The organism is Kosakonia cowanii JCM 10956 = DSM 18146, from assembly GCF_001975225.1.
GTDB lineage: Bacteria > Pseudomonadota > Gammaproteobacteria > Enterobacterales > Enterobacteriaceae > Kosakonia > Kosakonia cowanii.
This window is the reverse complement of the sequence record NZ_CP019447.1, coordinates 1-21,877: the sequence shown is the minus strand read 5'-3', so window position 1 is coordinate 21,877 and position 21,877 is coordinate 1. Positions and strand designations below refer to the sequence as shown.

General features: G+C 57.2%; 19 protein-coding genes and 1 rRNA gene. 16 read left to right on the top strand and 4 right to left on the bottom strand.

The genetic code is table 11. The features are described 5' to 3' along the window. Positions 1 to 16: 16 nt before the first annotated feature. The gene (locus BWI95_RS22670) at positions 17 to 823 is read right to left on the bottom strand and encodes a dienelactone hydrolase family protein (RefSeq protein WP_076770414.1); all 807 of its coding nucleotides are present in this window, start codon (positions 821 to 823) and stop codon (positions 17 to 19) included. 258 nt (positions 824 to 1,081) lie between these two features. Here BWI95_RS22670 and udp point away from each other — a divergent pair, with 258 nt between their 5' ends. The 9 genes from udp (at position 1,082) to tatD (ending at position 8,994) form a co-directional block, all read left to right on the top strand. After that, positions 1,082 to 1,843, top strand: coding sequence for a uridine phosphorylase (udp, locus tag BWI95_RS22665; RefSeq protein ID WP_042716347.1), 762 nt, complete (start codon positions 1,082 to 1,084; stop codon positions 1,841 to 1,843). A gap of 132 nt (positions 1,844 to 1,975) precedes the next feature. Beyond that, positions 1,976 to 3,433 carry a DNA recombination protein RmuC gene (rmuC, locus tag BWI95_RS22660; RefSeq protein ID WP_076770413.1) on the top strand — a complete coding sequence of 486 codons (1,458 nt, stop codon included), beginning with the start codon at positions 1,976 to 1,978 and terminating at the stop codon, positions 3,431 to 3,433. A gap of 66 nt (positions 3,434 to 3,499) precedes the next feature. Next, complete coding sequence (ubiE, locus tag BWI95_RS22655; protein ID WP_023479593.1) at positions 3,500 to 4,255, top strand: bifunctional demethylmenaquinone methyltransferase/2-methoxy-6-polyprenyl-1,4-benzoquinol methylase UbiE; 756 nt, start codon at positions 3,500 to 3,502, stop codon at positions 4,253 to 4,255. 11 nt (positions 4,256 to 4,266) lie between these two features. Beyond that, complete coding sequence (ubiJ, locus tag BWI95_RS22650; RefSeq protein WP_023479619.1) at positions 4,267 to 4,872, top strand: ubiquinone biosynthesis protein UbiJ; 606 nt, start codon at positions 4,267 to 4,269, stop codon at positions 4,870 to 4,872. Continuing rightward, positions 4,869 to 6,509, top strand: a complete 1,641-nt coding sequence (gene ubiB, locus BWI95_RS22645; RefSeq protein ID WP_076770412.1) for a ubiquinone biosynthesis regulatory protein kinase UbiB — start codon at positions 4,869 to 4,871, stop codon at positions 6,507 to 6,509. The genes ubiJ and ubiB overlap by 4 nt, the downstream gene beginning before the upstream one ends. A gap of 101 nt (positions 6,510 to 6,610) precedes the next feature. Next, the gene (gene tatA / locus BWI95_RS22640; protein WP_076770411.1) at positions 6,611 to 6,874 is read left to right on the top strand and encodes a Sec-independent protein translocase subunit TatA; all 264 of its coding nucleotides are present in this window, start codon (positions 6,611 to 6,613) and stop codon (positions 6,872 to 6,874) included. 3 nt (positions 6,875 to 6,877) lie between these two features. Next, complete coding sequence (gene tatB, locus BWI95_RS22635) at positions 6,878 to 7,402, top strand: Sec-independent protein translocase protein TatB (protein WP_054803670.1); 525 nt, start codon at positions 6,878 to 6,880, stop codon at positions 7,400 to 7,402. A gap of 2 nt (positions 7,403 to 7,404) precedes the next feature. Beyond that, entirely contained in the window at positions 7,405 to 8,169 is a 765-nt protein-coding gene (tatC, locus tag BWI95_RS22630; RefSeq protein WP_023479610.1) for a Sec-independent protein translocase subunit TatC, read from the top strand. 30 nt (positions 8,170 to 8,199) lie between these two features. Next, positions 8,200 to 8,994 carry a 3'-5' ssDNA/RNA exonuclease TatD gene (gene tatD / locus BWI95_RS22625; RefSeq protein WP_054803669.1) on the top strand — a complete coding sequence of 265 codons (795 nt, stop codon included), beginning with the start codon at positions 8,200 to 8,202 and terminating at the stop codon, positions 8,992 to 8,994. 4 nt (positions 8,995 to 8,998) lie between these two features. Here the strand turns inward: tatD and rfaH are convergent, their stop codons facing one another. Then, a complete protein-coding gene (rfaH, locus tag BWI95_RS22620) occupies positions 8,999 to 9,487 on the bottom strand; it encodes a transcription/translation regulatory transformer protein RfaH (protein ID WP_042716360.1) in 489 nt (162 codons plus the stop codon). A gap of 178 nt (positions 9,488 to 9,665) precedes the next feature. On the opposite strand from rfaH, the gene ubiD reads away from it, so the two are divergent. Then, positions 9,666 to 11,144 carry a 4-hydroxy-3-polyprenylbenzoate decarboxylase gene (ubiD, locus tag BWI95_RS22615; protein ID WP_023479541.1) on the top strand — a complete coding sequence of 493 codons (1,479 nt, stop codon included), beginning with the start codon at positions 9,666 to 9,668 and terminating at the stop codon, positions 11,142 to 11,144. A gap of 18 nt (positions 11,145 to 11,162) precedes the next feature. Beyond that, positions 11,163 to 11,864: an NAD(P)H-flavin reductase gene (fre, locus tag BWI95_RS22610; protein ID WP_054803668.1), complete on the top strand. Its 702-nt coding sequence runs from the start codon at positions 11,163 to 11,165 to the stop codon at positions 11,862 to 11,864. Positions 11,865 to 12,322: 458 nt separating this feature from the next. On the opposite strand, the gene fadA is transcribed toward fre, so the two are convergent. After that, positions 12,323 to 13,486 (bottom strand): acetyl-CoA C-acyltransferase FadA, encoded by a 1,164-nt coding sequence (gene fadA / locus BWI95_RS22605; protein ID WP_023479584.1) that lies wholly within the window; start codon positions 13,484 to 13,486, stop codon positions 12,323 to 12,325. A gap of 9 nt (positions 13,487 to 13,495) precedes the next feature. Continuing rightward, entirely contained in the window at positions 13,496 to 15,685 is a 2,190-nt protein-coding gene (gene fadB, locus BWI95_RS22600) for a fatty acid oxidation complex subunit alpha FadB (RefSeq protein ID WP_076770410.1), read from the bottom strand. Positions 15,686 to 15,874: 189 nt separating this feature from the next. Here fadB and pepQ point away from each other — a divergent pair, with 189 nt between their 5' ends. From pepQ to BWI95_RS22570, 5 genes are all read left to right on the top strand, one after another. After that, the gene (gene pepQ, locus BWI95_RS22595) at positions 15,875 to 17,206 is read left to right on the top strand and encodes a Xaa-Pro dipeptidase (RefSeq protein ID WP_054804656.1); all 1,332 of its coding nucleotides are present in this window, start codon (positions 15,875 to 15,877) and stop codon (positions 17,204 to 17,206) included. Further along, positions 17,206 to 17,820: an IMPACT family protein gene (locus BWI95_RS22590; protein WP_054804657.1), complete on the top strand. Its 615-nt coding sequence runs from the start codon at positions 17,206 to 17,208 to the stop codon at positions 17,818 to 17,820. The genes pepQ and BWI95_RS22590 overlap by 1 nt, the downstream gene beginning before the upstream one ends. Before the next feature lie 40 nt (positions 17,821 to 17,860). Continuing rightward, positions 17,861 to 19,312, top strand: a complete 1,452-nt coding sequence (gene trkH, locus BWI95_RS22585) for a Trk system potassium transporter TrkH (protein WP_023479564.1) — start codon at positions 17,861 to 17,863, stop codon at positions 19,310 to 19,312. An 11-nt stretch (positions 19,313 to 19,323) separates the two neighbouring features. Then, entirely contained in the window at positions 19,324 to 19,866 is a 543-nt protein-coding gene (hemG, locus tag BWI95_RS22580) for a menaquinone-dependent protoporphyrinogen IX dehydrogenase (RefSeq protein ID WP_023479607.1), read from the top strand. Positions 19,867 to 20,222: 356 nt separating this feature from the next. Continuing rightward, positions 20,223 to 21,764 (top strand): 16S ribosomal RNA (locus BWI95_RS22570). Positions 21,765 to 21,877 lie beyond the last annotated feature (113 nt).

Below are 21,877 nucleotides of genomic sequence, written 5' to 3'. Positions count from 1 at the left end.
CCTCCATGTGGGAACACTACTTTTTCGCGTACTGCGCAAACCACGCCAGCATGCGCTGCCAGCCGTCGGCGGCAGATTCCGCATGGTAGCTCGGGCGATAATCGGCATTGAATGCGTGGCCCGCCTCCGGGTAGACGATGATCTCCGCGTTGGCATTCGCCGCGCGCAGGGCCTGACGCATCGTCTCCACGCTCTCCTGCGAAATCCCGGTATCCTGCGCGCCATAAAGGCCGAGCACCGGCGCGGTCAGATCGGTAGCGATATCGACCGGGTGTTTCGGCGAATTCAGGGTTTTTTCACCCGTCAGCTTGCCATACCACGCCACCGCCGCTTTCAGCTGCGGGTTGTGCGCCGCGTAGAGCCACGCAATGCGGCCGCCCCAGCAGAAACCGGTCACCAGCAGTTGATGGGCGTCACCGCCATTACGCGCCGCCCAGTTGGCGACGTGGTCGAGATCGGCCAGCACCTGCGCATCCGGTACTTTGCTGACCAGCCCGCTGAAGAGGGTGGGGACGTCGGCAAAATCATTCGGATCGCCCTGGCGGAAATAGAGCTCCGGCGCGACGGCAAGATAGCCCTCCAGTGCCAGCCGGCGACAGAGATCGCGAATATGCTCATGGACGCCAAAAATCTCCTGCACGACGATAACAATTGGCAGCGGGCCCTCAGCATCTTTTGGTCGGGCGTGATACGCGGGCATGGTGTCGCCCTGCGTTGGAATGGAAGTTTCGCCTGCGATCAGCCTCTCTTCCGGCGTGTGAACCGTGGTTGACGCAAGCGGTGAAGCCGCAGGCGCAAAGCCCGGCTGTTTGGTGGTGGTCATGAGATTCTCCCTACCCTTTATTAGCGCTCCCCTAACTATAGTCATGAAGACCAGGGCATGCGCAATCGCCGTGCGCAGGCTATCTTTGCTGCTGAGTTAGCGGGGATAACGTGTTAGTGTGACGAGTATCACTATTTTATGGAAATTGAGTGCAATCAATTTCATTCATGGTGACAGCAGTCACGAAAACACGCGCGTGGCTTCTGTAAAGTACCGTTTTACCTCCCCCCGATAATACCGACCACAGAGGAGTCTGTTATGTCCAAGTCTGATGTTTTTCACCTCGGCCTCACTAAAAACGATTTACAAGGGGCTACCCTGGCCATCGTCCCTGGCGATCCAGAGCGAGTGGAAAAGATCGCCGCGCTGATGGATAAGCCGGTCAAGCTGGCCTCCCACCGCGAATTCACCAGCTGGCGCGCCGAGCTGGATGGCAAAGCAGTGATCATCTGTTCTACCGGTATTGGCGGTCCTTCTACGTCCATCGCCGTTGAAGAGCTGGCGCAGCTGGGCATCCGCACCTTCCTGCGCGTCGGTACCACCGGCGCGATCCAGCCGCATATCAACGTCGGCGATGTGCTGATCACCACCGCCTCCGTGCGTCTTGACGGTGCCAGCCTGCACTTTGCCCCGATGGAGTTCCCGGCGGTGGCAGATTTTGAGTGCACCACGGCGCTGGTGGCTGCGGCCGATGCGATTGGCGCGACTAAACATATCGGCGTGACCGCCTCGTCTGACACCTTCTACCCGGGCCAGGAGCGTTATGACACCTTCTCCGGCCGCGTGGTGAAAAGCTTTAAAGGCTCGATGGAAGAGTGGCAGTCAATGGGCGTGATGAACTATGAAATGGAGTCCGCTACGCTGCTGACCATGTGTGCAAGCCAGGGGCTGCGCGCCGGGATGGTTGCCGGGGTGATCGTCAACCGCACCCAGCAGGAGATCCCGAACGCGGAAACCATGAAGAAGACCGAAAGCCACGCGGTGAAAATCGTGGTCGATGCCGCGCGTCGACTTCTGTAATCCCGCTTCCAGATTTACAAGGCCGACGCGTTCGGCCTTTTTTATTTGCGTAACGCCTCGCAGAAAAGCCCTTCCAAACTGGACGTTTATACAGCACAATCCCGACGGAATGGGTGATGAAGAGGGAGCGGAATGGAGAGTTCAATCATCGTACTGGCAGCCGTGGCGCTGGCAGGGTTACTGGTCGGCTGGCTGGCCGCAAGCTGGCGCGGTGCGCAGCAGCAGGCGGAGTTGCTCGCCGAGCAGCGCGATGTCTTCAGTGAACTGAGCGCCGCCCGCCAGCAGATCGCCCAGAACAGCCACTGGCGCGAAGAGTGCGAGCTGCTGAATAACGAACTGCGCAGCCTGCAACATATCAACAGCTCGCTGGAAGCGGATCTGCGTGAAGTCACCACCCGGCTTGAATCCACTCAACTGCATGCGGAAGAGAAACTGCGCCAGATGCACAGCAGCGAGCAGCGTCTGAGCGAGCAGTTTGAAAACCTCGCTAACCGTATTTTCGAGCAGAGCAACCGTCGCGTTGACGAACAGAACCGCCAGAGCCTCAATGGCTTACTCACCCCGCTGCGCGAGCAGCTCGACGGTTTTCGCCGCCAGGTGCAGGAGAGCTTCGGCCAGGAGGCGCGCGAACGACACACTCTGGCGCATGAGATCCGTAACCTCCAGCAGTTGAATGCCCAGATGGCGCAGGAAGCCATCAACCTCACCCGCGCGCTGAAAGGCGATAACAAAACCCAGGGTAACTGGGGCGAAGTGGTGCTGACCCGCGTGCTTGAAGCCTCCGGCCTGCGCGAAGGGCATGAGTATGAGACCCAGGTAAGCATGGAGAACGAGAGCCGCGCGCGCATGCAGCCGGACGTTATTGTGCGCCTGCCGCAGGGCAAGGACGTGGTGATCGACGCCAAAATGACGCTGGTGGCCTACGAGCGCTACTTCAACGCCGAGGATGAGTTCTCCCGCGAAGCGGCGCTGCAGGAGCACATCACCTCCGTGCGTGGCCACATTCGCCTGCTGGGAAGAAAAGATTATCAGCAGCTCTCCGGTCTGCGCAGCCTGGATTACGTCCTGATGTTTATCCCGGTGGAACCCGCCTTTTTAATCGCCCTCGACAGGCAGCCGGAGCTGATTACCGAGGCGCTGAAAAACAACATTATGCTGGTCAGCCCGACCACGCTGCTGGTTGCCCTGCGCACTATCGCCAACCTGTGGCGTTACGAGCACCAGAGCCGCAACGCCCAGCAGATCGCAGAGCGGGCGAGCCGCCTGTATGACAAAATGCGCCTCTTCGTCGACGATATGACCGCGATTGGCCAGAGCCTGGAGAAGGCGCAGGAGAACTACCGCCAGGCGATGAAAAAACTCAGCTCAGGGCGCGGCAACCTGCTGGCACAAACTGAGGCATTTCGTGGCCTTGGCGTCGAGATCAAGCGCGAGATTAATCCGGAATTGGCCGCACAGGCGCAGGAGCAGGACGAAGAATTTCGTCTGCGGGCAGGACAAGACGCGTTTAACGATCATAATCAAGACAAGGGATTAGATATGGCGACGCCGGGCGAAGAGGCTGCGGCGAAGGCCTCTTCGGGCGGTTGAAACGTAGGGCAATCGCGTCCAATCTGATACACTTCATCAACAAATCCTTAAATAGCAGGCACTAAGATGGCGGAAGATTCAAAAGAGACAACACACTTTGGTTTTCAGACCGTCGCCAAGGAAAATAAAGCCGATATGGTGGCGCATGTTTTCCATTCGGTTGCGTCAAAATACGATGTGATGAACGACTTAATGTCGATGGGCATCCACCGCTTATGGAAGCGATTTACCATCGATTGCAGCGGCGTGCGCCGTGGGCAGAAAGTCCTCGATCTGGCGGGTGGCACCGGCGATCTCACCGCAAAATTTTCTCGTCTGGTTGGCGAAACCGGCCAGGTTGTGCTGGCGGATATCAACGAGTCGATGCTGAAGATGGGCCGCGAAAAGCTGCGCAATCTTGGTGTTATCGGCAACGTTGAATATGTGCAGGCGAACGCCGAAGCGCTGCCGTTCCCGGACAACACTTTCGACTGCATCACCATCTCCTTCGGTTTGCGTAACGTTACCGACAAAGAGAAAGCGCTGCGCTCCATGTTTCGCGTGCTGAAGCCGGGCGGCCGTCTGCTGGTGCTGGAGTTCTCCAAACCGGTTATTGAGCCGCTGAGCAAAGCTTACGATGCTTACTCCTTCCACGTTCTGCCGCGCATTGGTCAGATGGTGGCAAACGACGCGGAGAGCTACCGTTACCTGGCTGAATCCATCCGTATGCATCCCGATCAGGACACCCTGAAAGCGATGATGCAGGATGCTGGTTTTGAAAACGTCGATTACTACAACCTGACCGCCGGTATTGTTGCCCTGCACCGTGGCTACAAATTCTGACAGGAGTGCGTATGCCCTTTAAGCCGATGGTGGCCGCGGGAATTGAACGCGTGCTGAATACCTTTTTTTACCGCGACAGCGCGCTGAAAGCGGCGCGCCAGCGTCTCTACGGCAAAGTGCTGCGCGTGGTGGTGCAGGAGTTTTCCGCGCCAATTGTGCTGGTCTTCAGCGAGCGCCAGGTTGACGTGCTGAGCGAGTGGGAAGGGGAAGCCGACTGTTCGGTCATTACCCGCCTCAACGTGCTGCCGAAGCTGCGCGATCGTCAGCAGCTCACCGCGCTTATCCGCAGCGGTGAACTGGAAGTGCAGGGCGATATTCAGGTCGTACAAAACCTCTCTTCACTGATGGATCAGGCCGAGTTTGACCCGGCGGAAGTGCTTGCGCCGTGGACTGGCGACATCGCCGCTGAGGGTATCAGCAAATTTCTGCGCGGCGGCGCGCGCCTTTTTCGCCACGGCTTTACGCGCCAGCAGCGCTATCTCTCTGAAGCCTTAACGGAAGAGTGGCGGGTGGCACCGGGCGCGCTGGAAATCGCCTGGTTTGCCGAAGAGACAGCGGCCGCTGAACGTGCCGCGGACGCCTTAGCCAAACGACTGGATAAACTGGAGGGCAAATGACGCCCGGAGAATTACGGCGACTCTATTTCATCATCCAGACTTTTTTGAGTTACGGGCTTGATGAGCTCATCCCCAACATGCGTCTTACCCTGCCGCTGCGCCTGTGGCGCAGAACCCTCTTCTGGATGCCCAACCGGCATAAAGAGAAGGAGTTGGGCGTTCGTCTGCGCCTTGCCCTGCAAGAACTTGGGCCGGTATGGATTAAATTCGGGCAGATGCTCTCCACCCGCCGCGATCTCTTCCCGCCTATGATCGCCGATCAGCTGGCGATGTTGCAGGATCGCGTTGCGCCCTTCGACGGAAGGCTTGCAAAAAAGCAGATTGAAAAAGCGATGGGCGATCGCCCGGTCGAAGAGTGGTTTGACGATTTCAATATTGAACCGCTGGCATCCGCCTCCATCGCGCAGGTGCATACCGCACGGCTGAAAGAGAATGGCAAAGAGGTGGTGATCAAAGTGATCCGCCCGGACATTCTGCCGATCATCAAAGCGGACCTGCGCCTGATCTACCGCCTGGCGGGCTGGGTTCCGCGCCTGCTGCCGGATGGCCGCCGTTTGCGCCCGCAAGAAGTGGTGCACGAATATGAGAAGACGCTGATCGACGAACTCGATCTGCTGCGTGAATCGGCGAATGCCATTCAGCTGCGCCGCAACTTTGAAAACAGCCCGATGCTCTATGTGCCGGAAGTCTATTCCGACTACTGCAGCCAGAACATGATGGTGATGGAGCGCATCTACGGCATCCCGGTTTCCGATGTCGCGGCGCTGGAGAAGAACGGCACCAACATGAAGCTGCTGGCTGAACGCGGTGTGCAGGTCTTCTTCACCCAGGTGTTCCGGGACAGCTTCTTCCATGCCGATATGCACCCTGGCAACATTTTCGTTAGCTACGATCACCCGGAAGATCCGCAATACATCGGCATTGACTGCGGTATCGTCGGCTCGCTGAACAAAGAAGATAAGCGCTATCTGGCGGAGAACTTTATCGCCTTCTTCAACCGTGACTACCGCAAAGTGGCGGAGCTGCACGTTGATTCAGGGTGGGTACCGGCAGATACCAACGTCGAAGAGTTTGAGTTTGCCATCCGTACCGTCTGCGAGCCGATCTTTGAGAAGCCGCTGGCGGAGATCTCCTTTGGTCACGTGCTGCTGAACCTCTTTAACACCGCGCGCCGCTTCAATATGGAAGTGCAGCCACAGCTGGTACTACTGCAAAAAACGCTGCTCTACATTGAGGGAGTAGGGCGTCAGCTCTATCCGCAGCTCGATTTGTGGAAAACGGCGAAGCCTTTCCTTGAAACGTGGATCAAAGACCAGGTTGGTTTCCCGGCGCTGGTGCGGGCAATCAAGGAGAAGGGCCCCTTCTGGATCGAAAGAATGCCGGAAGTTCCTGAACTGATCTTCAACGGATTGCAGCAAGGAAAACATTTGCAACAAAGCGTTGATAAAATTGCCCGAGAGTTAGAGGTCAACCGCGTACGGCAGGGGCAGTCGCGCTATCTGTTTGGTATCGGTGCGACGCTGCTGTTAAGCGGCACGTTATTGCTGATAACCCGTCCTGAGCTGGCAAATAATCCTTTGTGGTTAATGGGCGGCGGGCTGCTTGTCTGGCTGCTGGGCTGGCGTAAGACGCGCTGACCTGATGCGCCCTGGCCATGCCGGTCAGGGACATGCAGCCCAGGGGATAACGTGTATACTGTGGCCTCTTTCTAACATCGTCTCTTAGAGGGGAAGTGAGTATGGGTAGTATCGGCATTTGGCAGTTGGTGGTTATTGCGGTCATCGTTGTGCTGCTGTTTGGCACCAAAAAGCTCGGCTCGATTGGCTCCGATCTTGGCGCGTCGATCAAGGGCTTCAAAAAAGCGATGAGCGACGATGATAAAAAAGAGAGTGAGGCAAAATCGGCACAGGATGCAGATTTTATCGCGAAGAATCTCTCTGATACCCGTAACCCCGACGTCGTGAAGAGCGACGAAAAACGTCACGATAAAGAGCAGGTGTAAGTCGTGTTCGATATAGGTTTTGGCGAATTGTTACTCGTTTTTATCATTGGTCTGGTGGTGCTGGGGCCTAAGCGTTTGCCCGTCGCCGTGCGCACTGTGGTTGGCTGGATCCGCGCCCTGCGCTCGCTGGCGACCACCGTACAGAACGAACTGACGCAGGAGCTTAAGCTGCAGGAGTTCCAGGACAGCCTGAAGAAGGTGGAGAAAGCGAGCCTGGATAACCTGACGCCGGAGTTGAAAGAGTCGATGGACGAGCTGCGTCAGGCGGCGGAATCGATGAAGCGCACCTACAGCGCCAACGACGCGGAAAAAGCGAGTGACGAAGCGCATACCATCCATAACCCGGTGGTGAAAGATTACGAAGCGCAGCATGAAGGCGTTACGCCTGGCGTTGCTGAACATCAGGTGAGCGCGCCGCAACAGGCTCCCCAGGAAGTGCCGGAAGAAACTGCCCCGGCAAAAATCTCTCTGGCGAAAACCGCTGCGCCGGTTTCCGACTCCACCCCCTCTGCAAGTGATAAGTCCTGAACATGGCCGTAGACGATACCCAACCGCTGATCGCGCATCTGATTGAGCTGCGTAAACGTCTGTTGAACTGCATCATCGCGGTGATGGTGATTTTCCTCGCGCTGGTCTACTTCGCGAATGATATCTACCAGCTGGTCTCCGCGCCGCTGATCAAACAGATGCCGCTGGGCGCGACGATGATCGCCACCGATGTCGCCTCGCCCTTCTTCACGCCGATCAAGCTCACCTTTATGGTGTCACTGATCCTCTCCGCGCCGGTTGTGCTCTACCAGGTGTGGGCCTTTGTTGCACCCGCGCTCTACAAGCATGAGCGCCGCCTGGTGGTGCCGCTGCTGGTCTCCAGCTCGCTGCTGTTCTATATCGGTATGGCATTCGCCTACTTCGTGGTCTTCCCGCTGGCGTTTGGCTTTTTGACCCACACCGCGCCGGAAGGGGTGCAGGTCTCGACCGATATCGCCAGCTATCTCAGCTTTGTGATGGCGCTGTTTATGGCCTTCGGCGTCTCGTTTGAAGTGCCGGTCGCCATCGTCCTGATCTGCTGGATGGGCGTCACTACGCCGGACGACCTGCGGCAGAAGCGCCCTTATGTGCTGGTTGGCGCGTTTGTTGTCGGCATGCTGCTGACGCCGCCGGATGTCTTTTCGCAAACGCTGCTGGCGATCCCGATGTACTGCCTGTTTGAAGTCGGCGTCTTTTTCGCTCGCTTCTACGTCGGTAAGCGTCGCGTGCCGGACGATGAGAGCGAAACGGAAACCACCGAAGAGTAATAATCAGCCGCCCGCCAGGGCGGTTGTTGTATGGGAAACAGCATGTTTGATATTGGCGTAAATTTAACCAGCTCGCAGTTTGACCGTGATCGGGATGATATTGTCTCCCGCGCGCAGGCGGCGGGCGTGACCGGGATGTTAATTACCGGCACTAACCTGCATGAGAGCCAGCAGGCGCAGCAGCTGACGCAGCGCTACACGCGCTGCTGGTCGACCGCTGGCGTACATCCGCATGACAGCAGTAGCTGGACGGAAGAGACCGAACAGGCGATTCGTGCTCTGGCGGCGATGCCGGGTGTGGTGGCAATCGGCGAGTGCGGGCTCGATTTCAATCGTAACTTCTCAACGCCGCAGGAGCAGGAGCAGGCGTTCAGCGCACAGCTGGAATTGGCCGCCGAGCTTAATCTGCCGGTGTTTCTGCACTGTCGCGATGCCCATCAGCGTTTTCTCACTCTGCTGGATCCCTGGCTCGATAAGCTCTCCGGTGCGGTACTGCACTGTTTTACCGGTTCGGCGCAAGAGGCGCAGGAGTGCATTGCGCGGGGTCTCTGTCTCGGAATTACCGGTTGGGTGTGCGATGAGCGACGCGGGCTGGAGCTGCGCGAAGTGGTGCCAATGATTCCTGCCGATCGGCTGATGATTGAGACCGATGCGCCCTGGCTGCTGCCGCGCGATCTTAAACCGAAGCCCGCTTCCCGCCGTAACGAGCCTGCTTTGCTGGAGCATATTCTGAGCACGGTCGCCGAACTGCGCGGTGAAACGCCGCAGGCGCTGAGTACTGCGACGGATGAGAACGTGAAGCGGCTATTCGGTATTGCGTTTTAAGCGGTCAGGCTTTGCGGAAATCGGTGTTTTTGACACTCTGCAAAACTTGCTTATTAAGAAGATGCAGCAGCAGCATGGAACGCGCTTCGCCATCCGGCTCTTTGAAGATAGCCTGCAACCCTTCCAGCGCGCCTTCCGTAATCACAACGCTGTCGCCAGGGTAAGGGGTTTCCGGGTCGGTAATCCCTTCCGGCTGATACGCTTCAAGCTGCTGGATCACCGCGTGCGGAACGCTCGCCGGATGCATGCCAAAACGTACGAAGTGGCTGACACCGCGCGTCGCGTTGATGGTCGTGGTGTGTATGACCTCTGGATCGAATTCCACAAACAGGTAGTTTGGAAAGAGAGGCTCTTTCACCGTTGTCCGCTTGCCGCGGACAATCTTTTCCAGCGCAATCATCGGCGTCAGACAGGAGACTGACTGGCGTTCCAGGTGTTCCTGGGCGCGCTGAAGTTGGCCTCGTTTGCAGTAGAGTAGATACCAGGATTGCATAATGACTCTTTTCCGTAAGTTCGGCCGCAAGAATATCAAAACCACCGCATGATGGCTAAGGTGATTATAACGCTGACTGAGCAATGCCGTTGTATTTCACGCCTATTTAACAAAAATACAGCAACCTTAAGACGAACACCGTATAATAAAGCGCTTATCTGGAGGCAATCATAACCCCATGAAATACACCGATCTTCGCGACTTTCTGACACTACTTGAGCAACAGGGCGAGCTGAAACGCATCGCGCTTCCGGTTGATCCCTATCTCGAAATGACGGAAATCGCCGATCGCACGCTGCGTGCGGGCGGTCCGGCGTTGTTGTTTGAAAATCCGAAAGGCTACGCGATGCCGGTGTTGTGCAACCTCTTCGGCACGCCGCGTCGTGTCGCATTGGGTATGGGGCAGGATGATGTCAGCGCGCTGCGCGATGTCGGCAAACTGCTGGCGTTTCTCAAAGAGCCGGAGCCGCCAAAAGGGTTTCGCGATCTCTTCGATAAGCTGCCGCAGTTCAAGCAAGTGCTGAACATGCCGACCAAACGCCTGCGCGGTGCGCCGTGCCAGCAAAAGGTGGTGCAGGGCGATGCGGTCGATCTGCACACCATCCCGATTATGCAGTGCTGGCCGGAAGATGCCGCACCGCTGATCACCTGGGGTCTGACCGTCACCCGCGGGCCGCACAAAGAGCGCCAGAACCTGGGGATCTACCGCCAGCAGCTGATCGGCAAAAATAAGCTGATTATGCGCTGGCTCTCGCACCGCGGCGGCGCTCTCGATTTTCAGGAGTGGCAAAATGCCCGCCCGGGCGAGCGTTTCCCGGTCGCCGTGGCGCTGGGTGCCGATCCGGCCACCATTCTTGGCGCCGTGACGCCGGTGCCGGATACCCTCTCTGAATATGCCTTTGCCGGGCTGCTGCGCGGCAATAAAACCGAAGTCGTGAAGTGCATATCAAACGATCTGGAAGTGCCCGCCAGCGCGGAGATCGTGCTGGAAGGCTATATTGAAGCGGGTGAGATGGCACCGGAAGGGCCGTATGGCGATCACACCGGCTACTATAATGAAATCGATAATTTCCCGGTGTTTACGGTTACGCACATCACCCAGCGTGAAGATGCGATCTATCACTCTACCTACACCGGACGTCCGCCGGATGAACCCGCGGTGCTGGGCGTGGCGCTGAATGAAGTGTTTGTGCCGATCCTGCAAAAGCAGTTCCCGGAAATTGTCGACTTCTATCTTCCGCCGGAAGGGTGTTCCTATCGCCTGGCGGTAGTGACCATCAAGAAGCAGTATGCCGGGCACGCCAAGCGCGTGATGATGGGCGTCTGGTCTTTCCTGCGCCAGTTTATGTACACCAAATTTGTGATCGTGTGCGATGACGATGTTAACGCCCGCGACTGGAACGATGTGATCTGGGCGATCACCACCCGCATGGACCCTGCACGGGATACTGTGCTGGTGGAGAATACGCCGATCGATTATCTGGATTTTGCCTCGCCGGTTTCCGGGCTTGGTTCAAAAATGGGACTGGATGCCACCAATAAATGGCCCGGCGAAACCGACCGTGAGTGGGGTCGCCCCATCAAAAAGGATCCCGAGGTGACGGCGCGAATCGACGCCATCTGGGATGAACTGGCCATAATGAACGCCGAAAAATAGACCCGACAGAGAGAGCGCATGACAACCTTAAGCTGTAAAGTGACCTCGGTAGATGCCATCACTGATACCGTGTATCGCGTCCGTTTAGTGCCGGAAGCGGCATTTTCATTTCGTGCAGGCCAGTACTTGATGGTGGTGATGGATGAGCGCGACAAGCGCCCCTTCTCCATGGCGTCGACCCCCGATCAGCACGACTATATCGAACTGCATATCGGTGCTTCCGAGTTGAACCTTTACGCAATGGCGGTGATGGATCGCATTCTGAAAGAGCGCGCAATCGTCATCGACATTCCCCACGGCGATGCCTGGCTGCGCGACGATGAAGAGCGCCCGATGGTGCTGATTGCCGGTGGGACAGGTTTCTCCTATGTGCGCTCTATTCTGCTCACCTCACTGGCGAAAACGCCGGACCGTGATATCACCATTTACTGGGGCGGCCGTGAAGCGAAGCACCTCTACGATCTCTCCGAGCTGGAAGCGCTGTCGGTTACACACCCGAATCTGAATGTAGTGCCAGTAGTAGAGCAGCCGGATGAAGAGTGGCGCGGCCGTTCAGGCACCGTACTCGCCGCCGTACTGCAGGATTTCGGCTCCCTCTCCGGGCACGATATCTACATTGCTGGCCGCTTCGAGATGGCAAAAATTGCCCGCGATCTCTTCTGCAACGAGCGCGGCGCGCGTGAGGATCGGTTGTTTGGCGACGCGTTCGCGTTCATCTGATTTTATCTTTGCCCTTGCCGCCATAGCGGCATTGGGCGCCTTTCGTATTACGCCATAAAAAAACCGCCCCTGACAGGCGGTAAAAACGGCAACTAAATTTTCTCTCTTTCAGCCTACATGCCGGATGGCGGCGCAAGCGCCTTATCCGGCCTACGGGCGTGTGTTTTGTAGGCCGGGCAAGCGCAGCGCCCCCGGCGTTCCGTGCCGGATGGTGGCGCAAGCGCCTTATCCGGCCTACGGGCGTGTGCTTGTAGGCCGGGCAAGCGCAGCGCCCCCGGCGATCCGTGCCGGATGGCGGCACAAGTGCCTTATCCGGCCTACGGGTGCGTGTTTTGTAGGCCGGGCAAGCGCAGCGCCCCCGTCGTTCCGTGCCGGATGGCGGCGCAAGCGCCTTATCCAGCCTACGGGTGCGTGCTTGTAGGCCGGGCAAGCGCAGCGCCCCCGGCATAGGTGATGCGTTATACGCGCTCAAACACCGTGGCGATCCCCTGACCCAAACCGATACACATTGTTGCCAGACCAAGATGGGCATCTTTGCGCTCCATCAGGTTGAGCAGCGTGGTGCTGATACGGGTACCGGAGCAGCCCAGCGGATGACCGAGGGCGATCGCGCCGCCGTTAAGGTTGATCTTCTCGTCGATCTGCTCCATCAGCCCCAGATCCTTAATGCACGGCAGGATCTGCGCGGCAAACGCTTCGTTCATCTCAAACAGATCGATATCGCTGGCGGTCAGCCCCGCTTTTTTCAGCGCCAGCTGCGACGCCGGCACCGGGCCGTAACCCATAATCGACGGATCGCAGCCGACCACCGCCATCGAGCGGATCCGCGCGCGCGGGGTTAAACCAAGCTCGCGAGCGCGGCTTTCGCTCATCACCAGCATCGCCGATGCGCCATCCGACAGCGCCGATGATGTACCGGCAGTGACGGTGCCGCTGACCGGGTCGAACGCCGGGCGCAGCGTAGAGAGCGCTTCAACGGTGGTTTCCGGGCGGATCACTTCATCGTAGTTAAACTGCTTGAGCACCCCGTCGGCGTCATGCCCGCCGGTGGGAATGATCTCGTTTTTGAACGCGCCGGACTGCGTAGCGGCCCAGGCACGAGCATGAGAGCGGGCAGCGAAAGCATCCTGCATTTCGCGGCTGATGCCGTGCATGCGCGACAGCATTTCTGCGGTCAGCCCCATCATTCCCGCTGCTTTGGCAACGTTACGGCTCATACCCGGGTGGAAATCGACACCGTGGTTCATCGGCACGTGGCCCATATGTTCCACGCCGCCCACCAGGCAGACCTGCGCATCGCCGGTCATGATCATGCGCGCGGCATCATGCAGCGCTTGCATCGAGGAGCCGCACAGGCGGTTGACCGTGACCGCCGGAACCGAGTGGGGGATCTCCGCCAGCAGCGCGGCGTTACGGGCAATGTTGAAGCCCTGTTCGAGGGTCTGCTGAACACAGCCCCAGTAAATATCGTCAATCGCACTCGCCTCAAGCGCCGGGTTGCGCGCCAAAAGGCTACGCATCAGGTGCGCAGAGAGATCTTCCGCGCGAACGTGGCGAAAGGCGCCGCCTTTTGAACGGCCCATCGGGGTACGTACTGCATCGACAATGACAACCTGTTCCATTGTGACTCCTTAAGCCGTTTTCAAAGCGCCAACCGGGCGCGCAGGTTCAACCGCGGGATAGTAAGGATCGTTGTGGCGGGCCTTTTCACGTAACCCGGCCGGGACGTCATACAGCGGCCCAAGGTGCTGATACGCTTGCGCCATATCGAGATACTTCGCGCTGCCAAGCGTATCGAGCCAGCGGAAAGCGCCGCCGTGGAACGGAGGGAAGCCGAGTCCATACACCAGCGCCATATCCGCTTCGGCTGGGCTGGCGATAATGCCCTCCTCAAGGCAACGCACCACTTCATTGACCATCGGGATCATCATGCGGGCGATGATCTCCTGATCGGAGAACTCATGGCTGCCCTGGCGCACATCGCTCAGCAGGCTTTCAACCGCGCTATCTTCCTCTTTCTTCGGTTTGCCTTTGCTGTCCTCTTTATAGCGCCAGAAACCGAGGCCATTCTTCTGCCCAAAGCGGTTCGCCTCAAACAGCGCGTCGATGGCGTCGCGATAATCTTTCTGCATACGCTGCGGGAAACCGGCAGCCATTACCGCCTGTGCATGATGCGCGGTATCAATACCGACCACGTCGAGCAGGTAAGCCGGGCCCATCGGCCAGCCGAACTGTTTCTCCATCACTTTGTCGATTTTGCGGAAGTCCGCGCCATCGCGCAGCAGCTGGCTGAAACCAGCAAAGTAGGGGAACAGCACGCGGTTGACGAAGAAGCCGGGACAGTCGTTGACCACAATCGGCGTTTTACCCATCTTGCTCGCCCAGGCCACCACTTTGGCGATGGTCTGATCGGAGGTTTTCTCGCCGCGGATCACTTCAACCAGCGGCATGCGGTGCACCGGGTTAAAGAAGTGCATGCCGCAGAAGTTCTCCGGGCGTTTCAGCACGCTTGCCAGCTCGCTGATAGGAATGGTGGAAGTATTAGAGGCCAGCACGGTATCCGGGCGAACTTTCTCTTCTGTTTCCGCCAGCACCGCTTTTTTCACTTTCGGGTTTTCTACGACCGCTTCGACAACCACATCCACGCGTTCGAACCCGGCGTACTCCAGCGTTGGCTGGATGGTGGCGATCACCTTCGCCAGCTTGAGTCCGTCGATTTTGCCGCGCTCAAGCTGTTTATTCAGCAGCTTGCCTGCTTCATTAATGCCGAGGCTGAGCGACTTCTCATTAATATCCTTCATCAATACCGGCACGCCTTTCCAGGCTGACTGGTAGGCAATGCCGCCGCCCATAATGCCCGCGCCCAGCACGGCCGCCTGTTTTGGCGTCTCGACATCGGCGGTGAGCTTCTTCGCTTTACCTTTGACGAATTGATCGTTAAGGAAGATGCCAACCAGCGCGCGCGCTTCTTTACTGTGCGCCAGTGGGACAAAACTCTGGTTCTCCAGCTTTAACGCCTCGTCACGCCCCAGCTTCGCCGCCGCTTCAATGGTTTTCACCGCGGTGATCGGCGCAGGGTAGTGTTTTCCGGCGGTCTGCATCACCATGCCTTTGGCGATGGTGAAACTCATCGAGGCTTCGATTTTGCTGAGCTTCAACGGCTCAAGCTTCGGCTGACGCTTCGCTTTCCAGTCGAGATCGCCATTAATCGCCTGGCGCAGAATGGCGACAGCGCCTTCACGGAGCTTCTCTGGTTTGACGATGCCATCGACAAGGCCAATTTTCAGTGCCTGTTCAGCATCGACATCTTTCCCGGCGGCGATAATTTCCAGCGCGCTATCGGCACCCAGCAGGCGCGGCAGACGCACCGAGCCGCCAAAGCCCGGCATAATACCGAGTTTGGTTTCCGGCAGGCCGATGCGCAGATCCGGTGTCGCCAGGCGGTAGTCGGTTGCCAGCACACATTCGCAGCCGCCGCCGAGGGCGTACCCGTTGACCGCAGAGAGGGTCGGCACCGGCAGATCTTCCAGGCGGTTAAAGACGCTGTTGGCGAAATGCAGCCACTGGCTCAGCTGCTCCTGAGGAACCTGGAAGAGGGAGAGGAACTCGGTAATGTCGGCACCGACGATAAAGGCCGCTTTCTCCGAGCGCAACAGCAGCCCTTTTAAATCTGTTTGCTTCTCCAGCACGTCCAGCGCTTCGCCGAGGCTGGCGACGGTGGCGGTATCGAGCTTATTCACTGAGCCGGGCGCATCGAACACCAGTTCGGCAATGCCATCTTCCAGCCAGTTGAGGTACAGGTTATTGCCTTTGTAGAGCATGTCAGTCTCCAGAATTCAGCAGTGATCTGGTCGTACCAGATGAAGCGGAGTGTGGTTTTTATGTTAATAAATTGCAAATGAGTCATTAAAAAAATGCAGCGTCGATCACGCTCGGCGGAAATCACTCACATAAAAGGAGGTGTGCTAAGATGCGACAACTTGTGGTCTTGATTAACAAAAGGAAAGACGATGGATTCGCTGGCAGCGCTGTATAAAAATCATATTGTTACCCTACAAGAACGCGCGCGTGACGTGCTGGCGCGCAGTAATCTTGATGCGTTACTGATTCACTCTGGTGAACTGTTTAACGTCTTTCTTGATGACCATCCCTATCCCTTTAAAGTGAACCCGCAATTCAAAGCCTGGGTGCCGGTAACTCAGGTGCCGGACTGCTGGCTGCTGGTGGATGGCGTGAACAAGCCGAAGCTGTGGTTCTATCTGCCGGTCGATTACTGGCATAACGTTGAGCCGCTGCCGACCTCATTCTGGACCGAAGAGATTGAGGTGATTGCCCTGCCGAAAGCCGATGGTATCGGCGGCCAGCTGCCTGCCGCGCGCGGCAATATCGCCTATATAGGCCCGGTGCCTGAGCGCGCGCTGAAGCTCGATATCGCCGCCAGCAATATCAACCCGAAAGCGGTGATTGATTACTTGCACTACTACCGCGCCTATAAAACGGATTACGAGCTGGCCTGTATGCGCGAAGCGCAGAAGACCGCGGTGATCGGTCATCGTGCGGCGCATGAAGCGTTCCAGTCCGGGATGAGCGAGTTCGACATCAACCTGGCCTACCTGACCGCCACCGGGCATCGCGATACCGATGTGCCGTACGGCAATATCGTGGCGCTTAATGAACATGCCGCAGTGCTGCACTACACCAAACTCGATCACCGTGCGCCCGCCGAGATGCGCAGTTTCCTGCTTGATGCTGGTGCGGAATATAACGGTTATGCCGCCGATTTAACGCGTACCTGGGCGGCGAACAGCGACACCGACTTTGCGCAGCTTATAAAAGATGTGAATGAAGAGCAGCTCGCGCTGATCGCCACACTGAAAGCGGGCGTTAACTACGTTGACTACCATGTTCAGTTCCATCAGCGCATCGCGAAACTGCTGCGTCGCCACCAGATTGTCACCGATATCAGCGAAGAGGCGATGGTTGAGCAGAACATTACCGGGCCGTTTATGCCGCATGGCCTCGGTCACCCGCTCGGTTTGCAGGTGCATGATGTCGGTGGCTTTATGCAGGATGACACCGGTACCCATCTGGCCGCGCCGTCGAAATATCCTTACCTGCGCTGCACCCGTGTGATGCAGCCGCGTATGGTCGTCACCATTGAGCCGGGGATCTACTTTATTGAGTCGCTGCTGGCGCCGTGGCGCGATGGCCCGCTCGGCAAGCACTTCAACTGGCAGAAAATTGAGGCGCTGAAGCCGTTTGGCGGCATCCGTATCGAAGATAACGTCGTCATCCATGAGAATGGTACCGAGAACATGACGCGGGATCTGAAGCTGGCCTAATGGAGAGCTGGCCTATTCCGGCGGCGCCGGTCACCTTTAGCGAGGAGATCAAAAAGAGCCGCTTTATTACCCTGCTGGCGCACACGGATGGCGTCGAGGCGGCAAAGGCGTTTGTCGAGTCTGTGCGCGCTGAACACCCGACTGCCCGCCACCACTGCGTGGCGTGGGTTGCTGGTGCGCCGGATGATTCACAGCAGTTAGGCTTTTCTGACGATGGCGAGCCGGCAGGGACGGCGGGCAAGCCGATCCTCGCGCAGCTGATGGGCAGCGGCGTCGGGGAAATTACCGCGGTAGTGGTGCGTTACTATGGCGGCGTGCTGTTGGGCACCGGCGGGCTGGTGAAGGCGTATGGCGGCGGCGTGCAGCAGGCGCTCACGCAGCTCACCACCACCCGCAAAATGCCGTTAACCGAATATACTTTGTGTTGCGATTATGCACAGCTTGCGGGAATCGAAGGGCTGCTCGGGCAGTTCGACGGCAAAATTATCTCCAGCGACTATCAGGCGGCGGTGCAGCTACGTGTGGCGCTTCCGCAGAGTCATCTGGACGCTTTTTCGGCAAAGCTGGCTGATTTTAGCCGTGGCGCATTGCAATTGTTAAAAACTGAAGAATAATCGCCACCTGATTTTCTGAACACCATAGGAAGCGGCAGAGATGCATTTTCGCGCCATAACCCGAATCGTTGGACTGCTGGTCATCCTCTTTTCCGGAACGATGATCTTACCTGGACTGGTAGCCCTTATTTACCGTGACGGCGCGGGGCGCGCGTTTACCCAGACCTTTCTCGCCGCGCTGGTGATTGGCTCCATCTTGTGGTGGCCGAACCGCCGTGAGAAAGGGGAGCTGAAATCCCGCGAAGGGTTTCTGATAGTGGTGCTCTTCTGGACCGTACTGGGCAGCGTCGGTGCGCTGCCCTTTATATTCTCGGAAAGCCCGAACCTGACGGTAACAGACGCCTTTTTTGAATCCTTCTCTGGTTTGACAACCACGGGTGCCACCACGCTGGTGGGGCTTGATTCGCTGCCGCACGCGATTCTCTTTTATCGCCAGATGCTGCAGTGGTTCGGCGGGATGGGGATCATTGTGCTGGCCGTCGCCATTCTGCCTATTCTTGGCGTCGGCGGTATGCAGCTCTATCGCGCCGAGATGCCGGGGCCGCTGAAAGACAATAAGATGCGCCCGCGTATTGCGGAAACGGCGAAGACGTTGTGGCTTATCTATGTGTTACTGACGGTGGCCTGCGCGCTGGCGCTGTGGTTTGCCGGCATGCCAGCGTTTGACGCTATCGGGCACAGCTTCGCCACTATCGCTATCGGCGGCTTCTCGACGCACGATGCCAGTATCGGCTATTTCGACAGCCCGACGATTAACACCATTATTGCTATCTTCTTACTTATCTCCGGCTGTAACTACGGTTTGCACTTCTCGCTGCTGAGCGGGCGCAGCCTGAAAGTGTACTGGCGCGATCCGGAGTTTCGCATGTTTATCGGCGTGCAACTGACGCTGGTGGTCATCTGTACCGTGGTGCTCTGGTTCCATGATGTCTACACCTCAGCGCTGACCACGGTGAACCAGGCTTTCTTCCAGGTGGTCTCCATGGCGACCACGGCTGGCTTTACCACCGACAGCATTGCCCGCTGGCCGCTGTTCCTGCCGGTGCTGTTGTTATGCTCGGCGTTTATCGGGGGTTGTGCCGGTTCAACGGGCGGTGGCCTGAAAGTGATCCGCATCTTGCTGCTCTTTAAGCAGGGGAACCGCGAGCTGAAGCGTCTGGTGCACCCTAATGCGGTTTACAGCATTAAGCTCGGCCAGCGCGCGCTGCCGGAACGTATTCTTGAAGCGGTATGGGGATTCTTCTCCGCCTATGCGCTGGTCTTTATTGTCAGCATGCTGGCGATTATCGCCACCGGCGTGGATGATTTCTCCGCCTTCGCTTCGGTTGTGGCTACGCTCAATAACCTGGGGCCGGGGCTGGGCGTAGTGGCCGACAACTTCGCCAGTATGAACCCGGTGGCAAAATGGGTGCTTATCGCCAACATGCTGTTTGGTCGTCTGGAGGTCTTCACCCTGCTGGTGCTGTTTACCCCCACTTTCTGGCGCGAATAAGGGAGCGTTACGTGAAAACATTGATTCTTTTCTCTACCCGGGATGGGCAAACGCGGGAGATTGCCTCTTACCTCGCCTCTGAACTGAAAGAGCTGGGCGTTTACGCCGATGTGGTGAACCTGAACCGCACGCCGGAGATTGAGTGGGCGAAGTATGACCGCGTGGTGATTGGGGCCTCTATTCGCTACGGTCATTTCCACCCGGCGCTGGAGAGCTTTGTTAAAAAGCATCTGCAAACCCTGAATACTCTGCCGAGCGCGTTCTACTCCGTCAACCTGGTCGCGCGTAAACCAGAGAAGAGTTCGCCGCAGACGAATAGCTATACGCGCAAGTTTCTTCTCTCGTCTCCCTGGAAGCCAGATCACTGCGCTGTATTTGCCGGTGCGCTCCGTTATCCGCGTTATCGCTGGTATGACCGCTTTATGATTCGGTTGATCATGAAGATGACAGGGGGCGAAACGAACACCAGTCAGGAAGTGGTCTATACCGACTGGCAGCAAGTGGCACATTTCGCTCGCGAAATCGCTCAGTTAAAAAGCAAAACGCCCGTTTAATGGGCATTGCGACCGAAAAATAAGCGAACGAAAACTTTTTTGAAATTAGGGGTTGTCAGCAGGAATTAACTCCCTATAATGCGCCTCCACTGACACGGCACAACGGCAAACACACCGGCCTGTCAGGTGAAGAATTCTGAAAATAATCAGTTGACTTCACAGCGGGAAAGCGTAATATGCACACCCCGCGCCGCTGCGAAAAGCGAAGCGGCACTGCTCTTTAACAATTTATCAGACAATCTGTGTGGGCACTCAGGTGACATGGATTCTTAACGTCCTCGGACGATAAATGAATACCAAGTCTCACGGGTGAACACGTAATTCATTACGGTTTAATTCGATGAGCATCAAACTTTAAATTGAAGAGTTTGATCATGGCTCAGATTGAACGCTGGCGGCAGGCCTAACACATGCAAGTCGAACGGTAACAGGAAGCAGCTTGCTGCTTTGCTGACGAGTGGCGGACGGGTGAGTAATGTCTGGGAAACTGCCTGATGGAGGGGGATAACTACTGGAAACGGTAGCTAATACCGCATAACGTCGCAAGACCAAAGAGGGGGACCTTCGGGCCTCTTGCCATCAGATGTGCCCAGATGGGATTAGCTAGTAGGTGGGGTAACGGCTCACCTAGGCGACGATCCCTAGCTGGTCTGAGAGGATGACCAGCCACACTGGAACTGAGACACGGTCCAGACTCCTACGGGAGGCAGCAGTGGGGAATATTGCACAATGGGCGCAAGCCTGATGCAGCCATGCCGCGTGTATGAAGAAGGCCTTCGGGTTGTAAAGTACTTTCAGCGGGGAGGAAGGCGATGTGGTTAATAACCGCGTCGATTGACGTTACCCGCAGAAGAAGCACCGGCTAACTCCGTGCCAGCAGCCGCGGTAATACGGAGGGTGCAAGCGTTAATCGGAATTACTGGGCGTAAAGCGCACGCAGGCGGTCTGTCAAGTCGGATGTGAAATCCCCGGGCTCAACCTGGGAACTGCATCCGAAACTGGCAGGCTTGAGTCTCGTAGAGGGGGGTAGAATTCCAGGTGTAGCGGTGAAATGCGTAGAGATCTGGAGGAATACCGGTGGCGAAGGCGGCCCCCTGGACGAAGACTGACGCTCAGGTGCGAAAGCGTGGGGAGCAAACAGGATTAGATACCCTGGTAGTCCACGCCGTAAACGATGTCGACTTGGAGGTTGTGCCCTTGAGGCGTGGCTTCCGGAGCTAACGCGTTAAGTCGACCGCCTGGGGAGTACGGCCGCAAGGTTAAAACTCAAATGAATTGACGGGGGCCCGCACAAGCGGTGGAGCATGTGGTTTAATTCGATGCAACGCGAAGAACCTTACCTGGTCTTGACATCCACAGAACTTTCCAGAGATGGATTGGTGCCTTCGGGAACTGTGAGACAGGTGCTGCATGGCTGTCGTCAGCTCGTGTTGTGAAATGTTGGGTTAAGTCCCGCAACGAGCGCAACCCTTATCCTTTGTTGCCAGCGGTTAGGCCGGGAACTCAAAGGAGACTGCCAGTGATAAACTGGAGGAAGGTGGGGATGACGTCAAGTCATCATGGCCCTTACGACCAGGGCTACACACGTGCTACAATGGCGCATACAAAGAGAAGCGATCTCGCGAGAGCTAGCGGACCTCATAAAGTGCGTCGTAGTCCGGATTGGAGTCTGCAACTCGACTCCATGAAGTCGGAATCGCTAGTAATCGTGAATCAGAATGTCACGGTGAATACGTTCCCGGGCCTTGTACACACCGCCCGTCACACCATGGGAGTGGGTTGCAAAAGAAGTAGGTAGCTTAACCTTCGGGAGGGCGCTTACCACTTTGTGATTCATGACTGGGGTGAAGTCGTAACAAGGTAACCGTAGGGGAACCTGCGGTTGGATCACCTCCTTACCTTAAAGAACCTTTCCCTGCAGTGTCCACACAGATTGTCTGATGAAAAATAACGAGCAGTGAAATCTCTGCAGGCTTGTAGCTCAGGTGGTTAGAGCGCACCCCTGATAAAG

Bases quoted from the DNA above. Each gene is read 5' to 3' on its own strand.
- tatD (WP_054803669.1), top strand. From the start codon at position 8,200: ATGGGAAACAGCATGTTTGATATTGGCGTAAATTTAACCAGCTCGCAG.
- trkH (WP_023479564.1), top strand. From the start codon at position 17,861: ATGCATTTTCGCGCCATAACCCGAATCGTTGGACTGCTGGTCATCCTC.
- fadB (WP_076770410.1), bottom strand. From the start codon at position 15,685: ATGCTCTACAAAGGCAATAACCTGTACCTCAACTGGCTGGAAGATGGC.
- udp (WP_042716347.1), top strand. From the start codon at position 1,082: ATGTCCAAGTCTGATGTTTTTCACCTCGGCCTCACTAAAAACGATTTA.
- tatC (WP_023479610.1), top strand. From the start codon at position 7,405: ATGGCCGTAGACGATACCCAACCGCTGATCGCGCATCTGATTGAGCTG.
- fre (WP_054803668.1), top strand. From the start codon at position 11,163: ATGACAACCTTAAGCTGTAAAGTGACCTCGGTAGATGCCATCACTGAT.
- rmuC (WP_076770413.1), top strand. From the start codon at position 1,976: ATGGAGAGTTCAATCATCGTACTGGCAGCCGTGGCGCTGGCAGGGTTA.
- BWI95_RS22590 (WP_054804657.1), top strand. From the start codon at position 17,206: ATGGAGAGCTGGCCTATTCCGGCGGCGCCGGTCACCTTTAGCGAGGAG.
- fadA (WP_023479584.1), bottom strand. From the start codon at position 13,486: ATGGAACAGGTTGTCATTGTCGATGCAGTACGTACCCCGATGGGCCGT.
- ubiD (WP_023479541.1), top strand. From the start codon at position 9,666: ATGAAATACACCGATCTTCGCGACTTTCTGACACTACTTGAGCAACAG.
- ubiB (WP_076770412.1), top strand. From the start codon at position 4,869: ATGACGCCCGGAGAATTACGGCGACTCTATTTCATCATCCAGACTTTT.
- ubiE (WP_023479593.1), top strand. From the start codon at position 3,500: ATGGCGGAAGATTCAAAAGAGACAACACACTTTGGTTTTCAGACCGTC.
- BWI95_RS22670 (WP_076770414.1), bottom strand. From the start codon at position 823: ATGACCACCACCAAACAGCCGGGCTTTGCGCCTGCGGCTTCACCGCTT.
- ubiJ (WP_023479619.1), top strand. From the start codon at position 4,267: ATGCCCTTTAAGCCGATGGTGGCCGCGGGAATTGAACGCGTGCTGAAT.
- rfaH (WP_042716360.1), bottom strand. From the start codon at position 9,487: ATGCAATCCTGGTATCTACTCTACTGCAAACGAGGCCAACTTCAGCGC.
- tatA (WP_076770411.1), top strand. From the start codon at position 6,611: ATGGGTAGTATCGGCATTTGGCAGTTGGTGGTTATTGCGGTCATCGTT.
- pepQ (WP_054804656.1), top strand. From the start codon at position 15,875: ATGGATTCGCTGGCAGCGCTGTATAAAAATCATATTGTTACCCTACAA.